At 36.4% G+C, this 12,984-nt stretch carries 14 protein-coding genes; 4 read left to right on the top strand and 10 right to left on the bottom strand.

The window, feature by feature from the left end; all coding sequences use genetic code 11:
• Positions 1-100: 100 nt before the first annotated feature.
• The 7 genes from ACZZZK_RS23385 to ACZZZK_RS23415 all read right to left on the bottom strand — a co-directional run bounded on the left by ACZZZK_RS23385 (position 101) and on the right by ACZZZK_RS23415 (position 3,882).
• Positions 101-538 carry a Fur family transcriptional regulator gene (locus ACZZZK_RS23385; RefSeq protein ID WP_463486256.1) on the bottom strand — a complete coding sequence of 146 codons (438 nt, stop codon included), beginning with the start codon at positions 536-538 and terminating at the stop codon, positions 101-103.
• A 10-nt stretch (positions 539-548) separates the two neighbouring features.
• Positions 549-998, bottom strand: a complete 450-nt coding sequence (locus ACZZZK_RS23390; RefSeq protein ID WP_463486257.1) for a hypothetical protein — start codon at positions 996-998, stop codon at positions 549-551.
• Positions 995-1,435 (bottom strand): hypothetical protein, encoded by a 441-nt coding sequence (locus tag ACZZZK_RS23395; protein WP_463486258.1) that lies wholly within the window; start codon positions 1,433-1,435, stop codon positions 995-997. Before ACZZZK_RS23395 ends, ACZZZK_RS23390 begins: the two co-directional genes overlap by 4 nt.
• Positions 1,435-2,637, bottom strand: a complete 1,203-nt coding sequence (locus tag ACZZZK_RS23400) for an ABC transporter permease (RefSeq protein ID WP_463486259.1) — start codon at positions 2,635-2,637, stop codon at positions 1,435-1,437. Before ACZZZK_RS23400 ends, ACZZZK_RS23395 begins: the two co-directional genes overlap by 1 nt.
• Positions 2,637-3,263 (bottom strand): ABC transporter ATP-binding protein, encoded by a 627-nt coding sequence (locus ACZZZK_RS23405; RefSeq protein WP_463486260.1) that lies wholly within the window; start codon positions 3,261-3,263, stop codon positions 2,637-2,639. The genes ACZZZK_RS23400 and ACZZZK_RS23405 overlap by 1 nt, the downstream gene beginning before the upstream one ends.
• Positions 3,264-3,265: 2 nt before the next feature.
• The gene (locus ACZZZK_RS23410) at positions 3,266-3,415 is read right to left on the bottom strand and encodes a hypothetical protein (protein WP_463486261.1); all 150 of its coding nucleotides are present in this window, start codon (positions 3,413-3,415) and stop codon (positions 3,266-3,268) included.
• A 71-nt stretch (positions 3,416-3,486) separates the two neighbouring features.
• On the bottom strand, positions 3,487-3,882 hold the full coding sequence (locus ACZZZK_RS23415; RefSeq protein ID WP_463486262.1) for a MerC domain-containing protein: 396 nt from the start codon (positions 3,880-3,882) through the stop codon (positions 3,487-3,489).
• A gap of 169 nt (positions 3,883-4,051) precedes the next feature.
• Between ACZZZK_RS23415 and ACZZZK_RS23420 the strand changes: the two genes are divergently transcribed.
• From ACZZZK_RS23420 to ACZZZK_RS23430, 3 genes are all read left to right on the top strand, one after another.
• On the top strand, positions 4,052-6,505 hold the full coding sequence (locus ACZZZK_RS23420) for a TonB-dependent receptor (RefSeq protein ID WP_463486263.1): 2,454 nt from the start codon (positions 4,052-4,054) through the stop codon (positions 6,503-6,505).
• Positions 6,506-6,681: 176 nt separating this feature from the next.
• The gene (locus ACZZZK_RS23425) at positions 6,682-7,122 is read left to right on the top strand and encodes a PaaI family thioesterase (protein ID WP_463486264.1); all 441 of its coding nucleotides are present in this window, start codon (positions 6,682-6,684) and stop codon (positions 7,120-7,122) included.
• 100 nt (positions 7,123-7,222) lie between these two features.
• Positions 7,223-7,465 (top strand): hypothetical protein, encoded by a 243-nt coding sequence (locus ACZZZK_RS23430; protein ID WP_010602041.1) that lies wholly within the window; start codon positions 7,223-7,225, stop codon positions 7,463-7,465.
• Between the two features lie 77 nt (positions 7,466-7,542).
• Here the strand turns inward: ACZZZK_RS23430 and ACZZZK_RS23435 are convergent, their stop codons facing one another.
• The 3 genes from ACZZZK_RS23435 to ACZZZK_RS23445 all read right to left on the bottom strand — a co-directional run bounded on the left by ACZZZK_RS23435 (position 7,543) and on the right by ACZZZK_RS23445 (position 12,409).
• Complete coding sequence (locus ACZZZK_RS23435) at positions 7,543-8,814, bottom strand: nucleoside recognition domain-containing protein (RefSeq protein WP_463486265.1); 1,272 nt, start codon at positions 8,812-8,814, stop codon at positions 7,543-7,545.
• Positions 8,815-8,998: 184 nt separating this feature from the next.
• On the bottom strand, positions 8,999-11,863 hold the full coding sequence (locus ACZZZK_RS23440) for a S9 family peptidase (protein WP_463486266.1): 2,865 nt from the start codon (positions 11,861-11,863) through the stop codon (positions 8,999-9,001).
• A 210-nt stretch (positions 11,864-12,073) separates the two neighbouring features.
• Positions 12,074-12,409: a MerR family transcriptional regulator gene (locus ACZZZK_RS23445; RefSeq protein ID WP_056848823.1), complete on the bottom strand. Its 336-nt coding sequence runs from the start codon at positions 12,407-12,409 to the stop codon at positions 12,074-12,076.
• 115 nt (positions 12,410-12,524) lie between these two features.
• On the opposite strand from ACZZZK_RS23445, the gene ACZZZK_RS23450 reads away from it, so the two are divergent.
• Positions 12,525-12,984 (top strand): alanine--tRNA ligase-related protein (locus ACZZZK_RS23450; protein WP_463486267.1); only part of this gene is annotated, 460 nt, incomplete at its 3' end.

The following is a 12,984-nucleotide window of genomic DNA, read 5'->3' on the forward strand; positions in this document are numbered from 1 at the left end:
TAACGAGTTGCAAATATAGAAGTTCTATCTAATAAGCAAAAATATATTTTAATTATTTCTGTTGATTTTTTTAGGTCGCTTTTAAAGCTTTAAAAACTAATTAATTAGCTTGATTACAATCTTTACAAATGCCCGAAACAATCAGGTTCATATCCTCAATTTTGAACCCTTTCTCTATTTTCAATGATGGGATTTTAACATCATCAAGGCAATAAACCCTTAAACAGTTATTGCAATTGAAATGAACGTGTTCATCATGATGGTGATTTTCTGTACATGAACTGGAACAAATGGCATAATTAGCCGTTCCCTGTTTATCTAATACCCGATGTATAATCCCCTTTTCTTCAAAAGTTTTCAAAATCCGGTATAAGGTAACCCGATCGATATCCTTTCCAATTACATTCTCCAGGTAGGGTTGAGATGTGGCCGAATTTCGATGAGTAAGCACATCCAGCACTTGTAATCGAGCGCCAGTTCTTTTCAAACCATTTTTCAACAATAAATCCTCGTAGGCTTGCGCTTCAATAGTATTCATAACCTTATTTTTAAATAATCAACTTCGCATTTACAACAGAAACCGGTGGTTGGTAAGTGGCATTATCATTAGTTAATTTTAAAATGCCTTTAACCCGAATGGGTTTGTCTGTAAATGCAATAGCATTTTCCATTTGTATCATCACCATTATAGGAACACCGTTCTGTCCACAAAAATAACATTGATTTATGGGTAAAGTTGCCAGTAAAAATTTTTGATGCTTCTGGCTATTTTTTATGGGAATTAAATATCCTTGCAAATCAAACGTATTGTTTTTAAATCTGGTGATGTTTTCACCATAAATAGGCAGTAACTCGTTTTTCTCCGTTAGTTCGAATTTCACCGTTCCAATTACATCCCAATTCAATGATCTTAACTGATCGTTGTTGTTGTGTTTTTTAGTTTGGGCTGATGCTATTTGAACTATCAGAAACATCAGAATGATTAATCCATTTCTCATTTTAGCAGTTTTGCACCCAACAAAAAGAATTCTGATCGGTTATCTCCAGAATTATTGATTACAAATTTACCTTGTATTTTAATGGGCTTCTCCGTAAATGGGAGCGGGGTGGCCATTTTAACTTCTATCATTGATGGAATATCGCCCGTTCCACAAAATGGGCATGACTCTATCGGAACAATTGATAAAAGAAATTCTGAAAACTTAGATCCCACTTTGGTTGGATAGATATAACCGGGCAATTCTATGATTTTGTTGTTGAGTGCCATCAGTTCTGGAGGGAAAATACTTGCCCACTTTAAGGGCTCAACCTGCTTTTCATACCTCATCCCAATCAAGTTCCAATTTTTGGTACGCATATCTTTATGCACTTTTACTTGTGCTTTTAATTCAAGCATCGAGATTAATAAGAAGGTGATGATTACTATTTTTTTCATTATTTCTCTTTTGAAAGTGTACGGGCAATATCAACTCGATATGTTTGGATGGCTGGCAATATAGAAGCAACGACGCCAATAATTAAACCGGCAATAATAAGGTAAAGTTCGTCAGTTACAAAGTATAATCCTGTTAATCTGGCTTGCGATGATTCTTGATAATGGCCAATCATGTGTAATGCCAAGTGTCCGATAAACAATCCTAAAAGGGCACCACTTACCGTAATTAGCAGACCTTCTAGCATCACCAAGAAAAATAATTTTGATTTGGAGGCACCCAAAGAACGCATAACAGCGAGGTCGTATTTTTTCTCTTTCATTGCGTTGTATAAACTGATAAAAACGCTCAAGGCTGATATTGCCATGATCAATACAGCGAACCATTTTAAAGTTTCTATACCCACACCAATTAACGAAAACAACCTTGCGCTTTCCATCGCAGGAGATGCAGCTTGCATATTGGTGCTTTGATTTACCATTCTGGGAAAAATGACAACCGACATTGGCGACCTGTATTGAATAAGGATGGAGGTAATTTCCTTATTGTTAATTTCAGCTTTTTCAGGCGCTTCGTGTTCATCATGATTGGGCTCATGCATTTTATAAACGCTTCCAATATTGGTTAATATTAAGTTATCCGTAACATTTCCCTGCGCTTGCAGAATTCCTGTCACAGTATATGCATGGTGTTTGTGTTCGTCGCTTGCATCACTTAAACCATGTGCGCCGAAGAATTTATCACCCACTTTTAAATGCGCTTCTGCCGCCACACCGCTACCGATTGTCGCTTCTAAATCTCTCGACCAAAACTTCCCTGCAGCCAATTTTAAACCATATAAACTAACAAATCCCGAATCAGTACCCACAATTCTATGTCCTTGAAAGTTATCTCCCAAAGCCAAAGGAACCGCTCGTTTAACCATTGGGTTTTGCATCAGTTCGGTTGCATCTTTTAACGGAATATTGCCGGTTGGGAAATCGATATGGTAAATGCTACTTAAAATTAACTGAAGCGGACTTCCTTTAGCGCCGACGACTAAATCGATGTCTTTGGCATTTTGCTCCAGCTTATTTCCAATTTGTGTAGATGCCAAAAAAAGGATAGATAAAATGGCTACACCAAATGCCACCAATATAATATTTAGAAACGTGGTGAGCTTATTCCTTAATAGGTTTTTTGTACTTAGCCTTAATATGTTCATTACAATAAATATTCCTTGTTAAGTTTATCTTTTACTCTTTTATCGTGTGTGGCAATAACCAGCGAAGCGTGATTTTCTGCTGCCTGTTGAGTCAAAATTTTAAGTACATTATCAGCATTTTCATCATCTAAACTAGATGTTGGTTCATCAGCAATCAACAAAGCGGGTTTGTTTACCAATGCCCGTGCGATGGAAACTCTTTGTAGTTGGCCTTGACTTAATTCTTCAGGATAATTTTTTGTTTTATCTGCTAAACCCAAAGATGAAAGCAGATCCATTACTCTTGATTTATTAACTTTTACTCCCGCCAAAGAGGAAGCCAGGGCCACATTGTCGAATATATTTAAGCTTTTAATTAAGTGAGGTTTTTGAAATACAATGCCGATATTTTGTCCTCTGAAACGATCCATTTCTTTTTGAGATAAGCTGTAAATATCAGTCTCGTTTAATTTTACTTTGCCATTTTCTGGTTTCAATAAACCTGAAATGATATTTAACAAAGTGCTTTTCCCACTTCCCGATGCACCTAATAACAACCACTGTTCTTCATTAAGTATTTCCCAATCTGGAAATTTTAGAGTCGGACCGTTATGGTAGTTATGGGTTAGCGATTGAATACTAATCATATTTATTTTGATTTTTTTATTACCTGAATGTTTTTGATTGCGTAGCGGCGATAAAGTTCTTGTGCATTATCGGTGCCGTGCTTGCAAGCAGGGTTTAGGGTGCAAATGAAAGAAAGTGCAGCAACAAAAAGTAGTTTAATTTTTCTTTGCATGGTACAAATATATAATCCTTTTCTAGTAGGTAAATTGTTTAAATAGGATAGTTAAAATATAATTGATTGTTTTATTGATGGATGTGCTTACAGCTTTTTGCCAGTTTTAGGTTGAAGAAATGTGCTCCAGCAATTGTAAATCCGCCAAGCGGAATTAAAATGGGTTCTAATATTTCGATACCTAAAAAATGCCCCAAAAGTATGGCGCCAAAACCGAGTGCTAAAATTACCATCGGATAGAGGTTATGATGAACTTTTCGATAGGATGTGCTTAAAGCCCATACGCCAATAAATAGGGAAAGAAGAATCATCGAAATTTCTAATGCTGGAGTGGCTAAAAACTCTAATCCCCACAAGGGTAGAAGCGTAAATACAAATGGCAGAAGTGCACAATGAATAGCGCAGGCAGTAGAAGCTGTTATACCCAGTTTATCAAGATTTATCGTTTTAAAATTTTTCATCATCATAAGTTTACCAGTCAAATATAAAAGCAATTAAGTTGCATTTGTTGTTCTTTGCAACTAAATTGCATTTTCATGATAATTGCTTCGACGTTCGTTTGTCAAAATTTATTATTTGATATATTTAAAAATAAATTTAGATTTGTCTAAAAATATATTTAGATAATATCATTCCATGAAAATAGCCATACTACTTATTTTAATTGCTTGCACGTTTTCCAATAGCTACTCCCAAAATGTAATTACAGGTAAGGTTTCGTCAAAAGGAAAAGTACAGGAGAATATTAATGTTAAAATTGTTGGAACCAATAAATCCACAAAAACCGATCAAGCGGGTTTGTATCAGATTGGCAATGTTCAGAGTGGTCCAGTTGAACTGCAGTTCTCGGGGATCAATTATCAATCCAAGCGGATAAAAGCCCAAGTGCAAAACGATACACTGCGTTTAAATGTAGAAATATCGGAGACTGAATCCAACCTTAACGATGTGGTGATAACAGGCGTAAACAGAGCAACATCGCTAAGAAAAAGTCCAGTGCCAATTGCGGTCTTATCTAAAAAAACAATGGATCAAAACGTAAACACAAACCTAATCGAAGCGATTGTAAAGGGCGTTCCTGGAGTTACGGCGGTTACAACAGGGCCAAATGTATCTAAACCATTTATACGCGGACTTGGGTATAACCGGGTGTTGACTTTGTATGATGGCCTGCGTCAGGAAGGACAGCAATGGGGCGATGAACATGGAATTGAGGTAGATGAGTATGGAATAGTGAGGGCTGAAGTGGTGAAAGGACCGGCGAGTTTAACCTACGGATCTGATGCTTTGGCAGGGGTAATTAACATGATTCCCTCCACGCCAAATTTCGAAGATGGCAAATTGAAAGGTGATTTTACCACTAACTTTCAAAGCAATAATGGAATGTTTGGTTCGTCACTGGGTTTAGCTTACATTAAAAATGATTGGAAATATACTTTGCGTGCTACAGGTAAGGCGGCCCATAATTATTATAACAAAGTTGATGGGTATGTTTATGGAACTGCATTTAGAGAATATAATCTTTCAGCAAGTGCGAGGGTAGATAAAGACTGGGGTTTTTCGAAAACGGCTATCACTTACTACGACAACCTCATGGAGATTCCGGATGGGAGCAGAGATTCTACCACTCGTAGATTTACGAGACAAATTTTTGATGATGGAGACGATATTAAAAACAGACCGATAGTGCCTTCAAATGATTTAAAGACCTACACTATAAATCCTTTACATCAGCATATTCAGCATTTCCGTTTTTATAATGCCAGTCAAGTTAAGTTTGCAAATAGCGATTTAAACATATTAGTTGGCGGACAGCAAAGTGTAAGAAGAGAATATAACCATCCAACTATCCCAAATCAGGCTGGACTTTATGTGGTTTTGAATACGTTGAACTATGATGTCAAATACAATCTTTCAGATTTTGCTGGAATTGAAAGTACTTTAGGCATCAATGGGATGTACCAAACAAATCGCAGTAAAGATGCTACAGATTTCCCTATTCCAGATTATGACTTGTTTGATATCGGAGCATTTTATTTCGCTAAAAAGTCTTTTGGGAAATTGGATATTTCAGGAGGCGTGAGGATGGATAGGAGAAATATTAATTGGAATGATTTCTATGTAGGAACGAATGTTTTAACTGGTTTTGGGCAAAAATCTGATGTGAATGATGCTAATGCTGATTTGCAGTTCCCATCATTTAATAAGAACTATTATGGCTTTTCTGGGAGTTTAGGATTAACCTATAATCTATCAGATAAATTTTTAATCAAGGCAAATTTAGCTAGAGGATATAGAGCGCCCAACATTACCGAAATCGGTTCAAATGGTTTAGATCCAGGTGCGCACATCGTTTATTTGGGAAACAGAACTTTTAAGCCAGAGTTTAATCTTCAACAGGATATTGGCATTATCGCCTATTTAAAAGATGTAGATATTAGCATGGAAATATTCAACAATAACATTCAAAACTACATCTATCAATCGCGTTTAACTGATGAGAATGGAAATCCGGTGGTTATTGTTCCAGGGAATTTAACTTATCAATATCAGCAATCAAAAGCCCGCTTGTATGGCGCTGAATTGGCCATAAACTTACACCCATCAACATTAAAGTGGTTTACCTTTAACAATAGTGTTGCTTATGTAGTGGGCTTAAATAAAAATGAAACTTTATTGAATTTACATGGAAAAGCAGCAAAATATTTACCATTTATTCCACCATTGCAAATCAGATCTGAAATAAAATTGACAGCGCAAAAGAGTATCGGCTTTTTGGATAAACCATATTTTAAAATTGATGCCGCAATATTTGCAGATCAAAATAAGTTTTATGCGCTTGATGATACCGAGACTTTTACTAGAGGATATACTTTAATTAATGCTGGCATTGGTTCCTCTATCAAAGCTAAGTCTGGTAAAACTGTATTGGATATTTTTATTCAGGCGGATAATGTTTTCAATATCGCCTATCAATCGCATTTAAATCGGTTAAAATATTTCGAGTATTATGAATCATCGCCCAATGGCCGCTCTGGAATTTACAATATGGGCAGGAATATGAGCTTTAAAGTGATTGTGCCTTTTTGAGTTGCGGAAAATGAGGAATAGGAAATAGGGAATGGAAAATGTAATATTGATCATGTAAGAAGGACGGTTTTTAAATATTTGTGAATAGAGAAAAAAATAAGCTTTCCATCTCAAACATCACGTTTCCATCGCTATATTTACTTCATCCATCTTAGTTTAATATAACCTACATAAACATGGAACCATCAATAAGTGAGCAACGATTAAATTTTCTCAGACAATCTATTGGCAAGGTGATCTCTAATTCACCATCGAATTTCATGAATTGGTTGGCCCCGGTTTTAATCAAAGCTGAAAATGGTATTTTGGTGTGTCAATATACTATTCGTAATGAGATGACCAATCCTTACCAAATTTTGCATGGCGGCGTTACCGCTGGAATTATTGATGATTTAATTGGTGCAACAGTTTACACTATGGGTTTAAACGATCGTTACACTACCGTAAATAATTATATCGATTACTTTGCCCCTGCGAAAGAAGGAGACGAGGTTGTTGCCGAAACATCAATTGTGAAGCGAGGGAAAACAATTCTAAATCTTCAGTGTGAGATATATTTACCAGCAAAAAAACGTTTAATAGCCAAAGGATATTCGAACATGTTAAACATAGGTTAACACATTCTTTGAAGCTTTAAAATAATTTGTTAATTCCTTTAAATTAGCGAAACATTCTCATTAATACATTGTTGTAACTTAACCAAAAATATAATGAGCCATGTTAGAAAATTATTCCACCCTGCAATTTATTGTTAGAGGCAAGATTTTTAAAGGATTTTGCATGCGTATTCAAGATGATTTTCATGAAACTTATGCCGTTGTTTTAGATGGCTACCATTCTTTTTGTATCTGGTTAGATAATAAAAATGAGAAGTGGTGTGCATCTAAAAATGTGGCTATTGATCCAGATGCGATCGATGAAATCATCAACAGGATATCGCCTCGTCCGCAAGTCTCTTAACAATCCATCAGAATAATGCTCAAAAAAATCCCTGCTTAAGTAGTTTCTAAAGCAGGGATTTTTATGTCTGATATTTTCTATCCAAAGAATAAATAAGCCAGGCCAATTGCGGTACAAACACCCACTAAATCGGCCAATAACATTGCGCCAACGGCATAGCGTGTATTTTTGATACTTACTGAACCAAAGTAAACCGCAATGACATAAAAAGTGGTGTCCGAAGCACCTTGAAATATACCAGATAACTTACTTGGAAATGAATCGGCACCATAAGCCGTCATCGTATCCACCATCATTCCTCTGGCGGCACCTCCACTTAGCGGCCGAATCAAAGCAGTTGGCAGCGCCTCTACAAAACGGGTATCGGCACCAAGCATTACAAATAAATTTTTAATACCCATAATTACCACATCAAATGTTCCACTGGTACGCAACATACTGATGGCGACCAACATGCCAACGAGATAAGGGATAATTTTTACTGCAGTTTCGAATCCATTTTTTGCGCCATCGATGAACGCATCAAAAACATCGATTTTTTTATATAATCCACCCAGCACAATTACTAAGAAAACAAATAGAATTAATCCGTTGCTTAATAAGCCTGAAAATGATTTAATACCATCAGCATTTAATGAGGTTACATACAAAACAAGCAATGCAATTACTAAAGATATGCTCAAAACCCAACCAACAATTACAGGCTGGAGCAAGTTGATCTTTTGCTTAAAAGAAACGATTAACATGGCTGCCATCGTTCCAACAAAAGTTACAATTAAGCATGGGATAAAAACGTCAGTAGGATCAGAAGCATTTTGCGAAGCACGTATGGCTATTACACTCACGGGAATTAAACTCAAACCTGCAGCGTGTAAACACAAAAACATAATTTGAGCATTTGACGCAGTGTCCTTACTTGGGTTTAATTCTTGCAGACTTTCCATCGCTTTTAAACCAAATGGGGTTGCAGCATTGTCTAATCCCAATAAGTTTGCAGAAAAATTCATAATCATGTGCCCCATTGAAGGGTGACCTTTTGGGATCTCCGGGAAAAGTTTTGAGAAAAAAGGACCCACAATTCTTGATAATAAGCGAATTCCGCCAGCACGTTCAGCAATGCTCATAAAGCCCATAAATAAGGCTAGAATTCCAATTAATTTAAGGCACAACTCAACTGATGTCCAGCAGGTTTCGATGATGCCATTAACTTTCGTGAGGTTGGTTGGATCATCTGCCTTACCAATCACCATCCAACTAAAAATTTCAGTTTGTCCGAAAAAGAAGCACTTTACCGCCGCTACTAAAATTGCGATAACAATAAATCCAGACCAAATTCTACTTAATGCCATTAGGGTTGTTTAGTTTTTTAACTGGTGTAAAATAGGGGTTTTAGTTTGTAAATCCATGGCCAAGTCCAAAGTCTGCAGTCATACGTATTCAGTCTTAAGTTTACAAATTATGAAATCAAAAAAGTCCATAGTTCCTAGTATAAAACTAAAGACTATGGACTTCAGACTTTAAACTCTGTACTAGCTAAGGTTTGTCATCAGTTAACTCGAAACCCCATGTTTTTCCTTTTTCAGTTGCCGGGATTCCACTGGTCATCCAGGCAGGCGCTTTTGCACCTTTTAAATAATAATCGAAAAACTGTTGTTCACGAATTTGAATATCTTTACGATTTTGGCGTTGCACTAAATTGTGTGCTTCCCCATTATAGTTTAACATCCAAACTGGTTTGCCCAATCGGCGTAAGCCGGTAAACATTTCTATTCCCTGGTACCAAGGCACCGCTCCATCCGCATCATTGGCCATTACCACCACTGGTGTATTTACCTTTGGAAACATAAATAGAGGGGAGTTTTCGGTATATAATTCTGGCTTTTCCCAAAGGGTTGCACCAATTCTACTTTGTGTTTTTTCATATTGAAACTGACGGTTCATTCCGCTTTCCCAACGAATACCGCCGTAAGCCGAGGTCATGTTTACAACTGGCGCTCCTGCCCAAGCTGCAGCATACATGTCATTTTGAGTAATTAAATAGGCTACCTGATAGCCACCCCAGCTTTGTCCTTGAATACCAATTTTTGTTCCATCAACCCAACTGTTTTTCTTTAAACTCTCTACGCCCGAGTTGATAAATTCGACTGCCGATTGACCTGGATGACCAGTTTCGTAACTAATATCTGGAGCGAAAACCAAATACCCATTACTCACAAAGAAAGAAATGTTTAATCTTGAAGGGGTAGGCGCTGGAGCCTGATAAGTGTACAATCCATCAGAAAGCTTTTCGTAGAAATAAGCAATCATTGGATATTTTTTATTCGGATCAAAGTTTTCTGGTTTGTACAAAATTCCCTCGGCTTTATATCCTTTTGGTGTGGTCCATTTAACCAACTCTGCAGTGCCCCAATTGTAATTTTGCTGTTGAGGATTGGTATTGCTTAGTTTTGTTTCTGTTTTAAAATCATTCGTAACATAAACATTTGGCGATTCTGTGTAGTTTGCTTTGTCATAAATATAAACATCCGCATCTTTGGCTTTGACTAAATTTGAGTATTTATATTTTGCCATAACCACCAATTCTGGTGCTTTTACCGAACCTACATTCGTTCTGTAGAAACCATTTTCTTTAGTCAGGTTATTAAATCCATCTAACCAAACCAATTCGTTCGCTTTAACAAATTTATTATCCACCATGCGATTGAAGGGATTATTATCTTGTTCAACGCGTTCATAACGGAAGGTGATTTTATTTGCTCTACCGAAACCAGCAGTAATGTTTTTAGCAGGCGATTTTCCATCTGGAGAAAACGACCAAATATCATATCGATCATTTAGTAAAACTGCTTTGTCGCCTTCTGTCCAGGTGGCAACTCCGTAGGCTGATGGAAGATCTGGAACATCGTTGTCCTCATCAACAAATTTTACGTTTAAGCTTTCTGTTAAGGCTACAATTTTGCCGGTTGCTACAGTGTAAGTGTACCAATTACCGTTTTTTCTATCGAAATACAAAATGTAATTACCACCCGGAGAAGCCATGGCATAGCCATTTAATTCGCTGATGATCTTTTTGCGTTGGCCATTTTTAGTATCCAATAAATAATAATCTTTCGATGTTGCGCCACTCCATTGCGATTCGATTCTACGTCCGAAATCTGTAGATGCCAAAACGAAATTTGCATCGCCTTCTGCAACCATGTTAGCGTCAGGTAAACTTAAATCTGTTAACGGGATTGCTTTTGGATCGCTGCTATAAACGTCGATAACTGATAAATAACTTTTTTTGCTATCGCGATCTGCATTTTTCAATTGCATTGGCTGCAAGTAATCGTCCTTGTAATTCCATACGTCAACTTTAGCCACTTCAAAATCTACAATAGTCGTATCTTTTGGCTTTTTAATAGGAGAGATGCCAAAAAATAGTTTCTTACCATCTTTACTAAAAGTCACCCGGCCATCGCCGTTAACCGACCATTTTGCAGGTAAACCTGGCATGTCATAGTCTACAATGGTTTGTGCCGTATCTAGTGTTAAAGAGTTGTAATAAACATTGTAATTTTTAATTTCCTTTTTCTCTGGATCCTGCTCGCCAACAAACGCTAAGTGCTCACTTTCATCATCGAAGGCAAAATTTTTAAAACTGCCTTTTCCCTTGATCAAGGTTTTAAGGGTTCCTTTTTCGGTGTTTAATAAAAACACTCCTTGAGGAGCTGTTTTATCCTTTTTAGATCCGCTGCAAGCAAAAACCAATTGTTTTCCATCTTTACTAAAAGAATAATCGGTCACATATTTATAGGTTTTATCGGTTCCGGTTAGTAAATTTTTAACAATAAGATCAGTTCCTTCTTCTGTTTTTCCTTTACCAGCTGGTTCATCATCAGCAAAATCTATTTCCGAATCTTTCTTTTCAACAGGCTTAGCTGGTGTTTTTTTAGCTGTGTCTGGTTTTTCAGTTAAGTAAGCCATAAAGCCATTGCCATCTTCAGGGAATTTAAACGATTTTACACGAGGCACTTTGGTAATTGCATTTGTGGTCAGGTTTACAATACCTAAAGAGTCCTTGGGCATTTCATCAGGTTTTCTTTTCTTTATTTTCGCCTGGCGTAAATCTTTATTTAATGGACGGATATTGAAAACAGCAAATTTAGAGTCATTGCTAAATTGTGAATTCATTCCCCGAGGGACATTTATTTTAGCGTTTGTTTTGATATTGGTAATATAAAGTTGCGCATCGCCCTCTTGCTGCAACACACTATACATTGCCCAAGTACCGTTGTTTGATAATTGCTTTGTACCTATTGACTCCCATTTATCATAAACACTATGATCTAATGGTTTTTTCTGAGCATAGGCAATGCCGACAACGAAAAACAGAATAATAGTTAGTCTTTTTTGCATTTTTTGAAATGAATTAATTTGTTGGTGGTGATTTAATCTCCTAAAATTGGAAATTTTTAGGTCATTTGAAAACTTGTACGCCAAATATTACATTGTAAAAATGTTTTTGGCATCTATTTGGCCAATACTTCAATGAGAAATGGTTTTAGCGAATTTTCAACGGTAATGGTGAAGATGCGTATTTGCTAGAATTTCGAACAAGATCTGTTTTTACAACTCCTGTGCTAGGTTGACTAGAAATCCCTTTAGTTTTTCTAATGAATCAATAATCCTTTGATTCTCTTTAACATCGCCCTTATTATTTTTTAAATGCTCTTTTGCTCCCTTTAAAGTGAAACCTTTTTCATCAACAAGGTTGAAAATAATCTTTAGGTTTTCAATATCTTCAGGAGTAAATAATCGGTTGCCTTTTTTGTTTTTCTTGGGTTGAAGAATGTCGAATTCCTTTTCGTAAAAACGGATTTGTGAAGCGTTCACATTAAACATTTCAGTCACTTCACCCATGGTATAATACATTTTATTAATCTCTCTTTCTTTATAGGGCATAAATTGTGCTTGATTATTAGGGTATTACAACGATTAATTAAAGTATTCAAATGTAGTGCGATTTTTCCTTATTAACGCAATAAAATTTTAATTTTGTTCCTCCAATCATAAAGTAATGACAGCTAAAGAAATTAGACAAGCCTTCCTAAATTTTTTCGAACAGAAACAACATCATATCGTTCCATCGGCACCAATTGTTGTGAAAAACGACCCAACTCTGATGTTCACCAATGCCGGAATGAATCAATTTAAAGATTTGTTTTTGGGTGAGGCTGCTATAAAATATTCGAGAGTTGCTGATACTCAACGCTGTTTGCGTGTATCTGGAAAACACAACGATTTGGAAGAGGTGGGTATTGATACTTATCACCATACCATGTTCGAAATGTTGGGCAACTGGAGTTTCGGCGACTATTTTAAGAAAGATGCAATTGCCTGGAGCTGGGAATTATTGACTGAAGTTTACAAAATTCCGAAAGAGAAATTATACGTTACTTATTTTGAGGGTGATGAAAAGGAGGGGTTAGAGAAAGATCAAGAAGCTTATGACCTTTGGAAACAATATGTGGATGAAA

The sequence above is a fragment of the Pedobacter sp. AC163 genome, assembly GCF_979258665.1.